Origin of the sequence: Pseudomonas sp. B21-041 (assembly GCF_024748675.1) — a bacterium.
In the GTDB taxonomy this organism is placed as follows: Bacteria; Pseudomonadota; Gammaproteobacteria; order Pseudomonadales; family Pseudomonadaceae; genus Aquipseudomonas; species Aquipseudomonas neuropathica.
Map to the genome: position 1 here is coordinate 4,394,718 of NZ_CP087175.1, position 16,962 is coordinate 4,411,679.

Sequence of the window (16,962 nt, forward strand, 5' to 3'; positions counted from 1 at the left end):
CGGTGGATCAGGCAACGGATGAAGTGACTGACCCGGCGCTTTCGCGAGCAGGCTCGCTCCCACAAAGGGATTTGTGGTGAGCGGGGAATTGGGAAACATTTGCTTTCATATCACCTTTCGGGATTTGTCCCGCTCATTCGTCCTATAGAGATGCAGGCCGTTCGCGTAGGCAAAAGCCACGTTCGGTCTTTCGGGGTCTGCCGTGCTGCGAAGCCCGTAGCCACGCGCCCTTTCACCGCTATAAAGACGCGCAATCATGTCGAAGAAATCCCGCTCCAAACTGTGGTTCCTCGTTCATAGCTGGCTGGCGTTACCGATCTGGTTCTTTGTCCTGATCGTCTGTGTCACCGGCACGCTGGCGGTGGTCAGCCAGGAAATCGTCTGGCTGGCCAACCCGCAGATGCGCGCCAGCCAGCCTGCGGACGATGCGCCGCTGCTCAGCTATGACCAGATCATGGCAGCGATCAAAACAGCCGAACCACAGACCATCGTTGAAAGTATCAGTCGTCCCGACGAATCCCACTTCGCCCTCGACGTTGCGGTCAGCTATCCGGACGGTCGTTCGCAGACGGTCTACGTCAATCCTTACACCGGGGTGATTCAGGGCCCTGCCCCGACGTTCGATTTCAAGGCCTTCACCCGCGCCCTGCATGGCTGGTGGCTGGTGCCGTTCACCAACGGTTTCAGTTGGGGCTGGTATCTGGTGTCGTTCCTCGGCGTGCCGATGCTGGTGTCGCTGATCACAGGTCTAGTGGTCTACAAGCGCTTCTGGAAAGGTTTTCTGCGTCCGACCCTGCGCGTGCGTCACGGCGCGCGGATCTTCTGGGGTGACTTCCATCGCTTGTGCGGTATCTGGTCGATCTGGTTCATTGCGGTGATTTCCATCACCGGGATCTGGTTTCTGATTCGGGCGATTCTGTTCGACAACCAGATCGCCATTTCCAGCGAGCCGATCATTCCGGCCATGTCCCGCGAGAGCGTGCCGATCTCTGCCGCCGGCACACCGCCGCCACGGATCAGCCTGGACCGTGCCGTCGAGCTCGCGCAAGAGAAGATTCCGGGGCTGGAAGCCAGCTTCGTCAGCCTGCCGGGCAATGCCTACAGCCACATGAGCGTCGGTGGGCGCGGCTGGTATCCGTTGATGTTCCAGACCGCCACGCTCAATCCGTACAACGGCGACATCGCCGCTTCACGGCTTCTGTCCGATCGTTCGTCGCTGGAGTTCGTCACCGAGTCCATGCGGCCACTGCACACCGGCGACTTCGGCGGCATCTGGATCAAGCTGATCTGGTTCTTCTTCGGTTTGATCCTGAGCATGATGATCCTCAGCGGCTTGTTGATCTGGACCAAACGCACCGCGCTGGCCACCGCCAACGCGTTGAAGCGCGAAGACAAGAAACACCGCCTCAAGGCACAACCGGCGATGAGCCGTGAAACCTCGGAGGCCAGCCTGTGAGCAAATCAATCACCAAGGCACAGCCTTCTCGACTCGCGCGTTTCTGGCACAAATGGCGCTTCCACATCAATGTCCTGCTGCTGTTGATCCCGCTGGGGTTCATGCCCAAATACTTCGCCGACGCCTCTCTGTTTCGCGGTGACAGCGGGCTGGGCCAACATGAAATCGGCAATATCCAGGTTGGCCCGTGGAGCCTGCGCCTGGCCGAACTGCGCAACGAAGCGCCGGTGCTCACTGGCCCGGCCGGCTACATGAAAGACTTCAGCGCCGCCCTTTGCGATGCCTGTGTCGAGCAGGTCAAGGCCACCTACCTGCGCATCGGCAAGCCACGCAGCCTGCGCGCCGCCGGTACGATTTTCTTTGGCACGCCATACCGCATGGGCACGCAGATGCCGATCCCGGAGAAGACCAGACCCGACGCCGAACTGTGGATCACCATGGAAGGCTGGGACGGCAGCATGCATCAGGCTTCGATTCCCCTGAGTCAGGCCTCCCCCGCCACCTTCGCCTGGCTGAACAAACAAGGAGTCAAACCATGACTTGTTCCCAACGCCCTTCCCGCCTGCGCCTGAAGGCCGTGCTGCTGGTGCTGTGCGCCGGTTTCAGCGCCAGTGCGCTGGCTCACAACCCGATGTGCGAATGTAAAGCCATCGACGCCGAGCAGATCAAATGCACCGGCGGGTTCTCCGACGGCAGCGGCGCGCCGGGGGTGACCCTCGATGTGATCGGTTACGACGAAACCATTCTGGTGCCGGGCAAACTCGGCGCCGATTCCACACTGACGTTCAAGAAACCCGGCAGCGAATTTTACGTGCTGTTCGACGCGGGCCCGGGCCACGTGGTGGAAATCGACCAAGCGGATATCGAAGCCCCATGAGTACGCCCACTCGACAAATCGTGCGTCCGGCCGGTGCCGGTCATGAAACCCTCAATGTGCTGCTGTTGTGCCTGTTGATCCTCGCGGTCGCAGGTTCTGTGGTCGCGTGGCGCGGGGTTTCCCATGAGCCCGAGCCAGTGGCGACTAACCAGCTCGACGCACGCCGCGACCTCAGTGCTGCCGAGCAAGGCATCTATGCCGACCTGCGTGTGACCCTCGATGAAATCCGCTTGCTGCGCGAGGAACAACAAGCCCTGCCGACGCCGCAGAATCTGGCCGACGAAGGGTTTGCGCCATTTGCCCAGGATGCGAGTTCGGTCAGCCGCGGCGGCCATGCCTGGCAATTGCTGGCGGACGCCGCGTATTTCGGCCAAAGCCAGAATCCGGCCGTCGCCGGTTCGTTTGTGATGCTGCTCAGCGCCGATGACAAGGCTGCGCCGGACATCTGGCTCAGCCGCGATGCTGCCGCTCAAGCCCCGGCGCAACTCACTGCGGCGGCGCTGTCCGCTGCCGGCTGGAAACAGATCGTCGCGCAATACGATGCCGGGGTTACCCGCGAACATCGCCATTGATTCCTCGCCCTCCTCCGAGAGAAGACCGCTTGCCCATGTCTATTTCATCGCCACGCCGTCCATTGTTACGCCTCTTTTTATTGGGCCTGTGTGCCTGTCTGCTGAGCCCTTTGGCCAGCGCCGATCAGGCCAAACGCCTGCGCATTGGCATCACCCTGCACCCTTACTACAGCTATGTGGCCAACATCGTCGGCGACAAGGCCGAGGTGGTGCCGCTGATCCCGGCCGGTTTCAACCCGCATGCCTACGAGCCACGGGCCGAAGACATCAAACGCATCAGCGGGCTGGATGTGATCGTGCTCAACGGCGTTGGCCATGACGACTTCGCCGACCGCATGATCGCCGCCAGCGAAACGCCAAACATCAAAACCATCGAAGCCAACGAAAACGTGCCGTTGCTGGCGGCCACCGGGGTCGCCGCACGCGGGGCCGGCAAAGTGGTGAACCCGCACACGTTCCTGTCGATCAGCGCTTCTATTGCCCAGGTCAACAACATTGCTCGCGAACTGGGCAAACTCGATCCGGACAACGCCAAGACCTACACCCAGAACGCCCGTGCCTACGGCAAACGCCTGCGGCAGATGCGCGCCGACGCGCTGGCAAAACTGACGCAAGCGCCGAACGCGGAACTGCGCGTGGCCACGGTGCACGCGGCTTACGACTATCTGCTGCGTGAGTTCGGCCTGGAAGTGACCGCCGTGGTCGAGCCGGCCCACGGTATCGAGCCGAGCCCAAGCCAGTTGAAGAAGACCATCGACCAGTTGCGTGAACTGGACGTGAAAGTGATCTTCTCGGAGATGGATTTCCCGTCCACTTACGTCGACACCATTCAGCGTGAATCCGGCGTGAAACTGTACCCGCTGTCGCACATTTCCTACGGCGAATACACCGCCGACAAGTACGAAAAGGAAATGACCGGCAACCTCAACACCTTGGTGCGGGCGATTCAGGAGTCTGGCGCATGACTTCCAGAGAAACGATCTCGACCGAACTCCAGTCCCCTGTGGGAGCGAGCCTGCTCGCGAAGGCGCCGGATCAGCCAACATCTGTATTGAATGACACGCCGCATTCGCGAGCAGGTCGAATCGTCGCACCGTCGCTCCCACAGACCTGCGGGCCGACGCTGGATTTTGCGGAGGTTTGTCTGACGCTGGGGCGCACGACGATTTTGGATAACGTCACCTTCCAGGTGCAGCCCGGCAGCGTACATGCTCTGGTCGGCCCAAACGGTGGCGGCAAGAGTTCGCTGATCAAGACCCTGCTCGGGCAAATGCCCCATCAGGGCCAGCTCAGCCTGCAATGGCCCGGCGAACCCGGCACCATCGGTTATGTACCGCAGGCGCTGGAATTCGATCGCGGTCTGCCGATGACCGTCGACGATTTCATGGCTGCCATGTGCCAGCGACGTCCGGCGTTTCTCGGTTTGAGCAAGCGTTACGCCGGCGCCATTGGTGAAGCGCTGGAACGCGTCGGCATGCAGGACAAACGCAAGCGCCGCATGGGCGCGCTGTCTGGCGGTGAGCGGCAGCGGGTGCTGCTCGCCCAAGGTTTGATTCCGGCGCCGCAATTGCTGGTGCTGGATGAACCGATGTCGGCCCTTGATGAAGCTGGGATTCAAGTGTTCGAACGTCTGCTCGGCGATTGGCGTGCAGCGGGCATCACCGTGCTGTGGATCGAGCACGATCTGGAAGCGGTTGGGCGTCTGGCCAGCCGTGTCACTGGTCTAAACCGCCGCGTGCTGTTCGATGCCTCACCGCAAGAGGCGCTGACCCCGGAACGTCTGCTGACCTTGTTCTCGACCCATCCACGGAGCGCTGCCTGATGAGTTACGAAGCCTTTCGTTTGATGGTGCAAGGCTGGGCCTCGTCCGGTTATCTGCCGGAAGCGCTGGCCTACGGTTTTGTGGTCAATGCGTTGCTTGCCGGCCTGTTGATCGGCCCGGTACTCGGCGGCCTTGGCACTCTGGTAGTGGTCAAGCGCTTCGCGTTTTTTTCCGAAGCGGTGGGTCATGCGGCGCTCACCGGTGTAGCCATCGGCATTCTGCTCGGCGAACCTTACACCGGGCCCTACGGCAGTCTGTTCGGCTACTGCCTGCTGTTCGGCATCCTGCTCAATTACCTGCGCAACCGTACCGGTCTGGCACCGGACACTTTGATCGGCGTATTCCTCTCGGTGTCACTGGCACTGGGCGCGAGTCTGCTGCTGATTCTGGCGGGCAAGATCAATGTGCACATTCTCGAGAACGTACTGTTCGGTTCGGTACTCACGGTTAACGGCAACGATCTGGCGGTATTGGCCATCGTCGGTTCGCTGGTCATGGCCCTGGCCTTGCCACTGTACAACCGCATCATGCTCGCCAGTTTCAACCCGCAACTGGCGGCGGTGCGCGGGGTGGCGGTGAAGACCCTGGACTATCTGTTCGTGATTCTGGTGACGCTGATCACCGTCGCAGCAGTGAAAGTCATCGGCGCGATTCTGGTCGGCGCGCTGCTGGTGATTCCAGCGGCGGCGGCACGTTTGCTCAGCCAGTCGCTCAAGGGCTTCTTCTGGTGCTCGGTGTTGATCGCCACGGTCAGCACACTGTGCGGGATCCTCGCGCCGATCGTGTTTGATCTGCCGATTCCGTCCGGCGCCGCGATCATTCTGGTCGCCGGCATTGCCTTCGCCCTCGCCGCCATTGCGCGCGGGGTTGTCCCGAGTCTGAAAGGGAATCTTGGATAAATGAGTTTTTCACTGCGCAAACTGACCCTGGCCATGACCCTGTGCGGTGTGATCTGCACGCCGTTGATGGCCGCCGAAAACACTAAACCGCTGCGAGTGCTGGCCTCGTTGCCGATCACGTATGGCTTGGGCGAAGTGCTGCTCAAAGGCACTGACGTCAGTCTGGAACGTGCAGCCCCCGCCAATTTGCCGGGCAGTCGCCAGACCGCGTATTTCACCGGTCGCGGTGCGCCGGCGCTGAGCAAACTGGCAACCGGAGCGGACGCGGTCATTGGCGTGCGTTCACTGTGGGCCGATGATCCGCTGTACCCGATCGCCCGTCGCAGCAATATTCGCATCGTTGAAGTTGATGCGGCGCGCCCGGTCGACGGCGCCCTCCCGGGCATTGCCGTGCAACCGGATCTGAAGGTTGATGGTTTGAACAGTCAACCGTGGCTGGCGAGCAACAACATGGGGCGCATGGCGGACGTGATGGCGGCGGATCTGGTGCGCCTGGCACCTAGCGCCAAGCCTGCGATCGAGGCGAATCTGGCGACGTTGAAGCAGCGTTTGCTGAAGCTCAGCGCCGACAGCGAGGCGCGGTTGGCGAGTGCCGACAATCTGAGTGTGATGAGTTTGAGTGATCACTTTGGTTATCTGATCGGTAGTCTGAATCTGGAACTGATCGGCGAGGATCCACGCCCTGATGCGGAATGGACGCCGCAGGATCTGAAAAAACTGACGGCGACGCTCAAGGACAATGATGTGGCGGTGGTGCTGCATCATCGGCAGCCATCGGAGTCGGTGAAAGCGGCAATTGCCGAGTCAGGCAGTCGTTTGGTGGTGTTGAGTACCGATGCGGTAGATCCGGTGGCGGAGCTGGAAGGCAATGTGGATTTGTTGCTTAAGGGTTTGAGCGGGGCTTAGTTCCAGCCGGACCGCGTTATCGTTCTTCGCGAGCAGGATCACTCCTACAGGGCGAGCGCATTCCAAATGTAGGAGTGAGCCTGCTCGCGATGAGGCCAGCCCCGCCGACACAAATTCAAGGCAAGAAAAAACCCGCTGACTGTTTCCAGTCCAGCGGGTTTGTTTTTGCCCGGTCGCTTATTGCGCGGCGGCCTGGGCTTCCATCTTCTGACGCAGACTCAGCGGACGCATGTCGGTCCAGACTTCTTCGATATAGGCCAGGCATTCCTTTTTCAGGCCGCTCTTGCCCACGGTGCGCCAGCCTTGCGGCACGGCTTTGTAGTCCGGCCAGATCGAGTATTGCTCTTCGTGGTTGACCACGACCTGAAAGAGGATGTCCTCGCGGTCGAATACTGACGTCATGCTGGTTCTCCATCGTTATAAGGGTGGGCTGCACGCTGAGTGCAGCCGGGTATGTAGAAAGAACGTTCGGCGCGGCGAAAAATTTACAGCGCAGCGGTGGCAGCGGCCAAAGCACGGCCAAAGATTTCTGCGACACGGTCGATTTCGGCGGCAGTGATCACCAGCGGCGGCAGGAAACGTACTACTGCGCCATGCCGACCGCCCAGCTCCAGAATCAGCCCACGCTTGAGGCATTCGCGCTGGACCAGCGGCGCCAGTCGTGCGAACGCCGGCGGATGACCGAGCGCATCCGGTGTGCCGTTCGGCTCGACCAGCTCGACGCCGAGCATCAGGCCGCGACCACGAATGTCGCCCAATTGCGGGAAGTCCCGTTGCAGGATGCGCAGGTGCTCGCTGAGGCGCTCGCCCATGGCAGCAGCGTGTTCGCAGACCTTGTGCTCAACCAGATAACGCATCACCGCAGAACCTGCCGCCATGGCCATTTGATTGCCACGGAACGTGCCGGCGTGCGCGCCCGGCTGCCAGGTGTCGAGCCAGTCGCGATAGACCACCACGGCCAACGGCAGGCTGCCGCCGATGGCTTTGGACAACACCACCACATCCGGGGTGATACCGGCGTGTTCGAAGGCAAACATCTTGCCGGTGCGGGCGAAACCGCTCTGGATCTCGTCGACGATCAACGCCACACCCGCCTTTTCGGTGATCCGGCGCAAGCCGCGCAACCACTCGATGTCCGCCGGAATCACACCGCCCTCGCCCTGCACCGCTTCGACGATCACCGCTGCGGGCAGTTGCACGCCGGCTTCCGGGTCGTTGAGCAAGTTTTCCAGATAGCTCAGGTTAGCCTTCACGCCCGCCGCGCCACCAAGGCCGAACGGGCAACGGTAGTCATACGGGAACGGCATGAACTGCACGCCATTGCTGAGCAACGCACCTAGCGGTTTTTTCGGCCCCAGGCTGCCCATCAGGCTCAGCGCGCCCTGGCTCATACCGTGATAACCACCGGAGAACGACAGCACGGTGCTGCGCCCGGTCGCCGTGCGTACCAGCTTCAATGCCGCTTCCACGGCATCGGTACCGGTCGGGCCGCAGAACTGGATTTTCGCTTCAGCCGCGAGGGCAGATGGCAGCAGGCCGAACAGGTCCTGGACGAACTGATCCTTGACCGGCGTGGTCAGGTCGAGGGTATGCAATGGCAATTCATCGGCCAGTACCTGCTGGATCGCTTCGATCACCACCGGGTGGTTATGCCCCAGCGCCAGCGTGCCGGCCCCGGCGAGGCAGTCGATGAACGTGCGCCCTTCAACGTCTTCGACATACAGGCCTTTGGCGCGCTTCAGTGCCAATGGAATGCGTCGTGGATAGCTGCGCGCGTTGGACTCCTGCCGGGCCTGACGAGCCAGCAATGGCGATTCATTGAACTGGTACAGCGTTTCGGCCGGCGCCGAGGTAACCCGGGCCGACGACTCTTCGATAAGGCTGGTGGCGACTGACATCTCTCGACCCCTCAATTGGCTATGGATAGTGACCAAAACAGCACACCGGACAGGTGCGCATTCCGATCGCGGGGCGCACTTGCAGGTTTTCCTGTTCTGGAAACGCTTAAGGGGCCTGAGGATTTAGCCCGTGATCGTGTTGTCAGGCCGGCGCTGCCAACGACTTGTGCATGGGCAGGGTCTGCACGCCTTGGTATTCGACGGGCGGCGCTGACTCGCGATAGCCCAGACGGCGATAAAAAGTACGGCCGGTGCGCGTGCTGTTGAGATTCGCTTGAGCAACGTCGCGAACCCGCAACCAGCCTTCCAGATCGTGCATCAACGCGCGCCCGACGCCCCGGCGAAAGGATTCCGGCTGCACGTAACACAGGGAAATGTCACCACTGGCCTGTGCCATGCCGACACCGACCGGTTTGTCCGCCAGTAAAGCCATGCATAAATAGAAGTGCGGGTCGGCGAGGCGGGCGCTGATGAAGTCGGCGGATTGCTGAGTGATCCAGGTGCTGACCCGTGTCGGATCGTTACGGTGGTCGAGCGCACAACCGATACGGATCGAACGTTCGATGATGCGGCTGATGATGCCGGCGTCGGCCAGTGTGGCGGGACGAATGCAGATGGGTGCTTCCATGGCGCAATTCCCTCAATCCATTGAGTCAAAGCTGCGTTGACCTTACCCCCACCTCTGCCGGATAGCGAATGTCGAAAAGTTACATTTGATGTGTCTGGCGCGATTTCCTGTAGGAGCTGCCGAAGGCTGCGATCTTTTGATCTTGATCTTGAAAAACAAAATCAAAAGATCGCAGCCTTCGGCAGCTCCTACACAAGCTCTACTGGAATCAGACAGGTTGCAATGGCATGGTCAGCTCGACACTCAGGCCATCCGGGCGGCTGTCGAAATGCAGGGCGCAGTCGCAGCGCTGGACGATCGCCTGAACAATCGCCAGGCCAAGGCCGCAACCGGTGCTCTGGCCGTTGCGCCAGAAGCGTTGGGTCAGGTGTTGCAGATCATCCGCCGCAATCCCCGGGCCATGGTCGCGCACGACAAACCGCACACGGTTGCCAATGGTTTCCAGGCTCAGCTCAACCGCGCAGTCTTCTGGCGTATGGCGCAGGGCGTTGTCGAGCAGATTGCGCAGCGCCGCAATCGACAGCACCGCCGGCATTTGCAGCGGTGCAACGGAAAGTCCGGTCGGCAGTTGCAGTTTGATGCGCTGGTGCTCGCCACCGGTGGCGTCCTGAATGGCCAGGCGTGCCACTTGCTCGGCGCTGCACTGCGAACCGTCATCGAACGACAGACTACCCTCGACCCGCGCCAGCAACAGCAACTGTTCGAGGGTGCGATGCAAGCGATCGGCGCCCTCCTCGGCCCGCGCCAGCGACTGATCGCGGGCGCTGCCATCGGTCATGCGCGCAACTTGCAGGTGGGTCTTGATCGCCGTCAGCGGGCTGCGCAGTTCATGCGCCGCGTCACCGGTCAGGCGCCGCTCGCGCTCGATGGTTTTGCCGATGCGTTGAAACAACTGATTTTGCGTTTCAAGCAGCGGCTTCAATTCGCTGGGGAAGGTCTGGATCTGCAACGGCTCAAGCGAGTCGGCATTGCGCCGCATCAACGCTTCACGTAGACGGTTGAGCGGCGCCAGCCCTTGGCCGATACCCAGCCACAACAGGCACAGACAACCGAGCAGCGCCACGCCCACCGGCACCGACGCTGCCAGCAGGATCGACATGTTCAGCGCCTCGCGCTCGATCTGCCGGTCGGCTGTGGTAATGCGCACATCGCCCCGGGCGAGGGTGAAGCTGCGCCACGGTGCACCGTCGATCATCTGGTCATGGAAGCCCATTTTCTCGGCTTCCAGCGCTTGTTCGGGGTTGTTGTGGCTGCGCGCGAGAATTTCCCCACGCAAGGAGCTGACCTGACAGGCCATGCCACCGGGGATATTCAGTTGTTCGGCACTGAAATGCGTGCCCTCGCCTTTGCTCGGCAGCGTCGGCAACTGTTCCAGCAGCCCGGCGACCATGCGCGCCGAGGCCACCAGACGCTGGTCGAGGGAAAACATCATCTGATTGCGCAGGTCACTGAGCATCCAGGCCGCCGCCAGCGCCCAGATCAGCGCAAATGCAGCGCCGAGGGTCAGGCTCAGGCGCAGTCGCAGACTCATCACTTGCCTTGATCTCCACCGTCGGCCGGGCCAAGGCGATAGCCCAGACCGCGCACGGTTTCGACGATGCCTTTGCCCAGCTTGCTGCGCAGGTGATGGATGTGCACGTTCAGCGCGTTGCTTTCCAGTTCATCGTTGAAGCCGTAGACACTGTCCTTCAATTGCTCGGTGGACAGCACCCGGCCACGATTGTGCAGCAGCGCCTGCAACAGCGACTGCTCGCGACGCGACAGGTCCACCGGTTGCCCGGCCAGGGTGGTTTCGCGGCTGCTCGGATCGTACGTCAGCGCGCCATGCTCGATCAGATTGACGCTGCGCCCGGCGACCCGGCGCAACAGGGTTTGCAGGCGGGCGAACAGTTCGCGCAGATCAAACGGCTTGAGCAGGTAATCGTCAGCCCCGGCCTGCAAGCCGTCAACGCGGTCGGTGACCGAGTCGCGCGCGGTCAGAATCAGCACCGGAATTTCCAGGCCGCTCTGCCGCAGTTGTTGCAGCAACTTGAGGCCATCTTCGTCGGGCAAGCCGAGATCGAGCACCATCACGTCAAATTCGGCAACCTTGAGCATCGCCCGCGCTTTCGATGCGGTGTTGACGTGCTCAACGGTCAAACCCTGAGCCGTGAGACCGGCAACGATGCCGCTGGCAATCAGCTCATCGTCTTCGCAAACCAGTACGTGCATGGTGAGTCCCGTAGAAAAAAGCCGATTAGGCAGTTGGCCGATTAAGCTGACATTATGCCCCGAACGTCACAGCGACAAGGGCGTGGCGGTTAATCATCGGTTAATCGCCGCCGCCCATTGTGCACCTCACTTGCACAGGGACAAGGCTCCTCCATGCGTCATTTTTTTCTTTTGTTTGCTCTGCTGATCTCCAGCCTGGCCCAGGCCGGGAACAATCCATTTGAGACAAAACCGGAGTTTCTCCTGGTCGACCAGGCATTCGTGCTGACATCCGAGCGCCTAGAATCCGGTGAGACCCAGTTGTTCTGGCAAATCGCCGACGGTTATTACCTGTATCAGAAACGCCTGAAATTCGAAGGGCTGAGCGCAGAGCAACAGCCCGCGCTGCCTGAAGGCGAATCCCACAGCGACGAGTTTTTCGGTGAGCAACCGGTCTATCGCCAAGGGCTGGAAATTAAAATTCCAGCCTCGGCCACGGGGCAGATCAAGGTCGGCTATCAGGGCTGTGCCGATGCCGGCCTGTGCTATCCACCGCAAACCCGGGTCATCGACCTGGGCGGTAAAGCGCCAGCCACGACAACACCGGCGACAACAGCGACAACGAACGACCAGGCACCGGATCAAGCCCTGGCCAGCAGCCTGCAAGAACACGCGTTGGGCTGGAGCTTGCTGGCGTTTTTCGGTTTCGGCTTGCTGCTGGCATTTGCGCCGTGCTCATTGCCGATGCTGCCGATTCTGGCCGGAATGGTCGTCGGCAGTGGTGCCACCCCGCGTCGCGGATTTGTACTGGCCGGCAGTTATGTGATTTGCATGGCGCTGGTGTATGCAGCGATGGGCGTGATTGCCGCGCTGCTCGGCGCGAACCTGCAGGCATGGTTGCAAAATCCATGGCTGCTGGGGACCTTTGCCGCGATCTTCGTGGTGTTGGCGTTGCCGATGTTTGGCTTCTTTGAACTGCAATTGCCGGTGGCCCTGCGCGATCGCCTGGAACACGCCTCGCGCAGTCGCAGCGGTGGCAGCGTGATCGGTGCCGGAGCGCTCGGTGCATTGTCCGGTCTGCTGGTCGGCCCGTGCATGACCGCGCCACTGGCGGGTGTCTTACTGTATATCGCGCAGACCGGCAACGCGCTGCACGGTGGTTTGATTCTGTTTTCGCTGGGCATCGGCATCGGTGTGCCGCTGCTGTTGCTGGTGACCGTTGGCAATGGCTTCCTGCCCAAACCCGGTGCGTGGATGAACCTGCTCAAAGGCGTGTTCGGATTCTTCTTCCTCGCCACTGCGCTGGTGATGTTGCGCCCGGTGCTGGATGCGTCGTTATGGCTGGGCCTGTGCGGCGCGCTGCTGTTGATCGCCGCGTTCTGCGCCTGGAAACAGTCCGAAGGTTTTGGCCGCGTTGCGCAGTTGTTCGGCGCCAGTTCGCTGCTGCTCGGGCTGTGGGGCAGTTTGCTGGTGATTGGTGCGGCGGGCGGCAGCGATGATCCGTATCAACCGTTGCAGGTCTACAGTGCCGGCCGCGCTGGCGCCGCCGCGCCTTCGGGTCATGAAGCGTTCACCACGATCAAGGAGCCAGCGGCGCTGCAACGCGAACTCGATGCCGCCAAGGCTCAGGGTCAGTGGGTGCTGCTCGATTACTACGCCGACTGGTGCAAGTCTTGCCTGATCATGGAGAAGCAGGTGTTCGGTAAGGACAACGTGATGCAGGCGTTGAGCAACGTGCGCCTGCTCAGGCTTGATGTCACCGACGACAATGCCGCCAGCGCTGAACTGCTCAGCCGCTACAAAGTGCCGGGACCGCCGACGTTCATCTGGATCGGTGCTGATGGTCTGGAGCGCCGCAGCCAGCGCATCACCGGCGAAGTCGACGCCGAGACGTTCCTGCAACACTGGACTGCCACCCGAGATGCCCATTAATGCTGACTTTCACCCTCGGCACCTTTGCCATCGCGCTTAACCACCTGCTGCTGATCAGTGCCCTGGCGCTGGCGACCTTTGTCGGCTGGCGGGTGGCCAAGCGTGGCGGTGATAACCCCGAGTCAGCATTGTTCAGCCTGTTTCTGCTGGGCATGCTCGCGGCGCGAATTGCCTTTGTGCTGCTGTACTGGTCGCACTATCGCAATGACCCGTGGCAGATCATCGATTTGCGCGACGGTGGTTTCCTCGCCTGGCCGGGGGTGATCGTGCTGTTGCTGGTCGCCCTGTATCGCGGCTGGCGGCGTCCAGGGCTGCGTCGCCCGTTGGGTTTTGGCGTGGCCAGCGGCGTGGCGTTCTGGCTGTTGGCGACGTTGTCGTTAAACCTCTACGAACAAGGCACCCGACTGCCGGACATCTCTCTGCGCAACGCGGCCGGGGAAACCATCCAGCTCAGCGATTATCAGGGCGGCCCTCTGGTAATCAACCTGTGGGCGACCTGGTGCCCGCCGTGCCGGCGCGAGATGCCGGTGCTGGAAAGCGCTCAGCAACAACGCCCGGATCTGACCTTCCTGTTCGTCAATCAGGCCGAAAGCATGCAGAGCGTGGCGACGTTTCTCGAAACCCAGGGCCTGAGCCTCAATAACGTGCTGTTCGACCGCAGTGGTCGGCTGGGTCAGGCCGTCGGTTCCATGGCATTGCCGACTACGCTGTTCTATAGCCCTGACGGTCGGCTGCTGACCAGCCACCTGGGTGAGCTGTCCAACGCCAGCCTGGCGCGCGCGCTGGAAAACTTCGCCACCCCAACCCCGAATTCGAACCCGGCCACTGCACCGGCCACCTCTGCAAGGAAACTGCCATGCCCCGCCTCCGCCACCTGCTGACGCTGACTCTGGGCACCGCCCTGCTGCACTTGCCGTCGGTGCAGGCTGCTGAAGAACTGCCCGCGGCGATCAAGCAGATCGAAGCCAAAGGCGCGAAAATCGTCGGCCAGTTCGACGCCCCCGATGGCCTGCGCGGGTATGCGGCGCAGTATCAGAATCGCGGCATGGCGCTGTACCTGACCCCGGATGGCAAACACGTGTTGCTGGGCAATCTGTACGACGCCGACGGTAAAGACCTGAGCAGCGAGCCACTGCAAAAACTGGTCTATGCGCCGATGGCCAAGGAAGTCTGGGCCAAATTCGAGGCGAGCAACTGGATTCAGGACGGCAACAAGGATGCACCGCGCACGGTGTACCTGTTCAGCGATCCGAACTGCCCGTACTGCAACATGTTCTGGGAACAGGCACGGCCATGGGTCAAGGCCGGCAAGGTGCAACTGCGGCACATCATGGTTGGCATCATCCGCGAGGACAGCCCGGGCAAATCCGCCGCGTTGCTGGCCGCGAAAGATCCGGCCAAGGCCCTGGAGGATCACGAAAAAGCAGGCAAGGGCAGCTCGCTCAAAGCGCTGAAAGATATTCCGGCGGCCGTGCAGACCAAACTGGCAGCGAACATGCAGTTGATGGAAGACCTGGATTTGCAGGCGACGCCGGCGATTTTCTACATGGATGACAAGGGTGAGTTGCAACAGCAACAAGGCGCGCCTTCGCCGGACAAGTTGGTGAAGATTCTCGGCCCCAAGTAACGATTACTGGCTCCCGCCTCAGTGCGGGAGCCATCAATATTCGCTTCGGCCGATAATGTCCTCCAGATACTCCGTTGTCCCCTGCTCTTTCAGGAACGTCGTAACCTCAGCTATCCACTGTTGATCCGACGTGATGCCCGCCCAGGCGTGCGTACCCGCCCAGTGATAGGGACGATCATCAAAGGTGCTGATCAGCGCCTGATTCAATGTTCGCACATCAAAATCCGGATTTTTTGCGCTTTGCATCATCAGTGAGCTGAACACTCGCTGTTGTGTGTCTTCGCACAATTTGACCTGCCGGGCCTCTGTGGAGCTCAAAACGATAAAGTCGGGCTTGATGCCCTCGTCGAGCGCTGCCTGCAACCGGTAGTGGCCATCGATGATCACGTACGAGCACAACGCGCCCACATACCAGAGCAAGATGGGCGGCAAGCTGCCTTCCCTGGCTTTTTTACGCCACCATTTCATCCGGCCTGCCAATGGATCCACCGTGTGCAAGCCGATCAGATGACCCAGATCCCAATCGAGCCAATGCACGGTTTGCGGCTGCACATTGTCGAGAATGCCGTCACCGCGCGCGTACCATTTCGGCAAATGGCTGGAAGCTTCTGCAGGCGTTGAGAAATACCAGCCCTTTGCGCCTTCGCCGTAGGTATAGCGGGCAGCAGCGGGCAGCAGAGGACGCGCCACCCAATGGCCGGGATAGAGAAAGTCCGCCTGATTATCCATCAACCTGTTGATGAAATAACGGCACCAGTGGCGGATGCGCTCATCAGGGGGTAAATCAAAATGTTCCTGAACGTCAGCCGCACCAATGGCAGGAACCGGTGACGAGTCCAGTTGAGTGGACTGCGGATTGCGAACCAGCCACGCACCGTAATACGAGGTGGCGATGGTGCCCCAAAACAACGGGATGTCGTTGAGCATCAGCTTCATCCGACCGTTGTTACCGCTCTGCAGATGCAGCGGAGGTTTGGCTGATTTCGCTCGTTTGACTTCAACGCTCAAGCCGGCCCACTTGTCCTCAAGATCCTTGAGATCGCGCCAGTAAAATTGCTCCACATCAATCCCTTAATGATTGTCTTTGCGGGCGGCAGTATCTCAGATTTCAGCTTTGCGGTGCCTGGGCTGGCCCCATCGGCGGATCTGCGCGCGAAGCCGGCTCGCTCCTGCTTTTAGCCGCGCGTCCTCAGTCAGGGTGCGGTCGAGTATCGGAGCGAGCTTGCCCGCGAAGTGCAATTACCCGGTAATTCGGTTGCGCTCGCTGAGGAAGGTAAGCAACGCCTCGGTGACAAACTGCGGATTCTCCAGATTGGAGATATGCCCCGCTTCCGGCACCAACACCCACGGGCAACCGATCAGCTCGGCCATTTCTTTAGCTTCTGACGGTGGCCGTGGTTTGTCCTGATCGCCGCACATGACCAGCGTGGTCGCCGCATTCAACTTGCCCAACCGTGGCAACAAGTCATCACGGCCAAAGGTGATTCGCCCCATCGGCACGATGCTTTCGCGCAGCCGATCCGAAGAGTACGCCGCCAGTTTCGCGCGGAAATCCTGATACAGCGCCGACTGCGGATCGATCCCCGGACGGAAGAAAATCGGCACAACGATATCCAGTAGTTGCTCGGAGATTTCGCCGGTTTCCTCAATTTGCTTGAACAGCGAGAAGTAATACTGACGGGTGGGTTCAGGTTCGACGCCAACGTAGGTGTCCATCAATACCAGACCGTTGATCCGTTGCGGTGCCGACAACGCCAGACGCACGCCCCACATGCCACCGACCGACAGGCCAATCAGGGTGACACGGTCGATATCCAGATGATCGAGCAGAGCCTGCGCCTGACTGGCAATGTCATCCAGTGATGTCGTGCCTTCAGGCAACCGTCCCGACTCACCGTGGCCCCACAGATCCAGCGCAATCACCCGATAGTGCGGCGATAACGCGGCGATCTGCGGCGCCCACATGGCCTGATCCCACAGATAACTGCCGGCCAGCAAAACTGCCGGACCAGTGCCTTGATCAATGTAATGCAGCGCTTGTCCGTCAACCGTGAAAAAAGGCATCGACCACCCCCGCGACAAAAAAGAGAACCGGCAGACTGAGCTGCCGGTTCTTTATCGTCAACCTTGGAAATGTACATGAATGTACCGGCCT

At 60.8% G+C, this 16,962-nt stretch carries 18 protein-coding genes; 11 read left to right on the forward strand and 7 right to left on the reverse strand.

Going from position 1 to position 16,962, the window contains the following annotated elements:
* The first annotated feature begins 256 nt into the window (after window positions 1-256).
* Genes LOY43_RS19410 through LOY43_RS19445 form a run of 8 tightly spaced genes read left to right on the forward strand, consistent with a single transcriptional unit; the run spans window position 257 to window position 6,532 of the window.
* Window positions 257-1,456 carry a PepSY domain-containing protein gene (locus tag LOY43_RS19410; RefSeq protein ID WP_095048408.1) on the forward strand — a complete coding sequence of 400 codons (1,200 nt, stop codon included), beginning with the start codon at window positions 257-259 and terminating at the stop codon, window positions 1,454-1,456.
* A complete protein-coding gene (locus LOY43_RS19415; protein ID WP_095048409.1) occupies window positions 1,453-1,995 on the forward strand; it encodes a thiamine pyrophosphate-binding protein in 543 nt (180 codons plus the stop codon). Before LOY43_RS19410 ends, LOY43_RS19415 begins: the two co-directional genes overlap by 4 nt.
* The gene (locus LOY43_RS19420) at window positions 1,992-2,333 is read left to right on the forward strand and encodes a hypothetical protein (protein ID WP_095125122.1); all 342 of its coding nucleotides are present in this window, start codon (window positions 1,992-1,994) and stop codon (window positions 2,331-2,333) included. The genes LOY43_RS19415 and LOY43_RS19420 overlap by 4 nt, the downstream gene beginning before the upstream one ends.
* On the forward strand, window positions 2,330-2,905 hold the full coding sequence (locus LOY43_RS19425) for a DUF6162 family protein (RefSeq protein ID WP_095048411.1): 576 nt from the start codon (window positions 2,330-2,332) through the stop codon (window positions 2,903-2,905). Before LOY43_RS19420 ends, LOY43_RS19425 begins: the two co-directional genes overlap by 4 nt.
* Window positions 2,906-2,940: 35 nt before the next feature.
* On the forward strand, window positions 2,941-3,870 hold the full coding sequence (locus LOY43_RS19430; RefSeq protein WP_258708599.1) for a metal ABC transporter substrate-binding protein: 930 nt from the start codon (window positions 2,941-2,943) through the stop codon (window positions 3,868-3,870).
* On the forward strand, window positions 3,867-4,727 hold the full coding sequence (locus tag LOY43_RS19435; protein ID WP_258708600.1) for a metal ABC transporter ATP-binding protein: 861 nt from the start codon (window positions 3,867-3,869) through the stop codon (window positions 4,725-4,727). Before LOY43_RS19430 ends, LOY43_RS19435 begins: the two co-directional genes overlap by 4 nt.
* Entirely contained in the window at window positions 4,727-5,626 is a 900-nt protein-coding gene (locus tag LOY43_RS19440) for a metal ABC transporter permease (RefSeq protein ID WP_007917717.1), read from the forward strand. The genes LOY43_RS19435 and LOY43_RS19440 overlap by 1 nt, the downstream gene beginning before the upstream one ends.
* Window positions 5,627-6,532, forward strand: a complete 906-nt coding sequence (locus tag LOY43_RS19445) for a metal ABC transporter solute-binding protein, Zn/Mn family (RefSeq protein ID WP_258708601.1) — start codon at window positions 5,627-5,629, stop codon at window positions 6,530-6,532.
* A gap of 177 nt (window positions 6,533-6,709) precedes the next feature.
* Here LOY43_RS19445 and LOY43_RS19450 read toward each other — a convergent pair whose 3' ends face one another.
* The 5 genes from LOY43_RS19450 to LOY43_RS19470 form a co-directional block, all read right to left on the reverse strand.
* Window positions 6,710-6,934, reverse strand: coding sequence for an MbtH family protein (locus tag LOY43_RS19450; RefSeq protein WP_038364139.1), 225 nt, complete (start codon window positions 6,932-6,934; stop codon window positions 6,710-6,712).
* Between the two features lie 83 nt (window positions 6,935-7,017).
* On the reverse strand, window positions 7,018-8,430 hold the full coding sequence (locus tag LOY43_RS19455; RefSeq protein ID WP_095048414.1) for an aspartate aminotransferase family protein: 1,413 nt from the start codon (window positions 8,428-8,430) through the stop codon (window positions 7,018-7,020).
* Window positions 8,431-8,572: 142 nt separating this feature from the next.
* On the reverse strand, window positions 8,573-9,058 hold the full coding sequence (locus LOY43_RS19460) for a GNAT family N-acetyltransferase (protein ID WP_220556632.1): 486 nt from the start codon (window positions 9,056-9,058) through the stop codon (window positions 8,573-8,575).
* A 208-nt stretch (window positions 9,059-9,266) separates the two neighbouring features.
* A complete protein-coding gene (locus LOY43_RS19465) occupies window positions 9,267-10,589 on the reverse strand; it encodes an ATP-binding protein (RefSeq protein ID WP_095048416.1) in 1,323 nt (440 codons plus the stop codon).
* Window positions 10,589-11,269 (reverse strand): response regulator, encoded by a 681-nt coding sequence (locus LOY43_RS19470; RefSeq protein WP_007908710.1) that lies wholly within the window; start codon window positions 11,267-11,269, stop codon window positions 10,589-10,591. The genes LOY43_RS19465 and LOY43_RS19470 overlap by 1 nt, the downstream gene beginning before the upstream one ends.
* A gap of 153 nt (window positions 11,270-11,422) precedes the next feature.
* Here LOY43_RS19470 and dsbD point away from each other — a divergent pair, with 153 nt between their 5' ends.
* From dsbD to dsbG, 3 genes are read left to right on the forward strand one after another with little or no spacing between them, the layout of a single operon-like run.
* The gene (gene dsbD, locus LOY43_RS19475; protein ID WP_095125125.1) at window positions 11,423-13,180 is read left to right on the forward strand and encodes a protein-disulfide reductase DsbD; all 1,758 of its coding nucleotides are present in this window, start codon (window positions 11,423-11,425) and stop codon (window positions 13,178-13,180) included.
* Window positions 13,180-14,061 carry a TlpA disulfide reductase family protein gene (locus LOY43_RS19480; RefSeq protein WP_095048418.1) on the forward strand — a complete coding sequence of 294 codons (882 nt, stop codon included), beginning with the start codon at window positions 13,180-13,182 and terminating at the stop codon, window positions 14,059-14,061. The genes dsbD and LOY43_RS19480 overlap by 1 nt, the downstream gene beginning before the upstream one ends.
* Window positions 14,037-14,807, forward strand: coding sequence for a thiol:disulfide interchange protein DsbG (gene dsbG / locus LOY43_RS19485; protein WP_095048419.1), 771 nt, complete (start codon window positions 14,037-14,039; stop codon window positions 14,805-14,807). Before LOY43_RS19480 ends, dsbG begins: the two co-directional genes overlap by 25 nt.
* 33 nt (window positions 14,808-14,840) lie before the next feature.
* On the opposite strand, the gene LOY43_RS19490 is transcribed toward dsbG, so the two are convergent.
* Both LOY43_RS19490 and LOY43_RS19495 read right to left on the reverse strand, forming a co-directional pair.
* Complete coding sequence (locus LOY43_RS19490) at window positions 14,841-15,869, reverse strand: ParB/Srx family N-terminal domain-containing protein (RefSeq protein WP_258708602.1); 1,029 nt, start codon at window positions 15,867-15,869, stop codon at window positions 14,841-14,843.
* Window positions 15,870-16,046: 177 nt separating this feature from the next.
* Window positions 16,047-16,871, reverse strand: a complete 825-nt coding sequence (locus LOY43_RS19495; protein ID WP_220556636.1) for an alpha/beta fold hydrolase — start codon at window positions 16,869-16,871, stop codon at window positions 16,047-16,049.
* Between the last annotated feature and the right edge of the window lie 91 nt (window positions 16,872-16,962).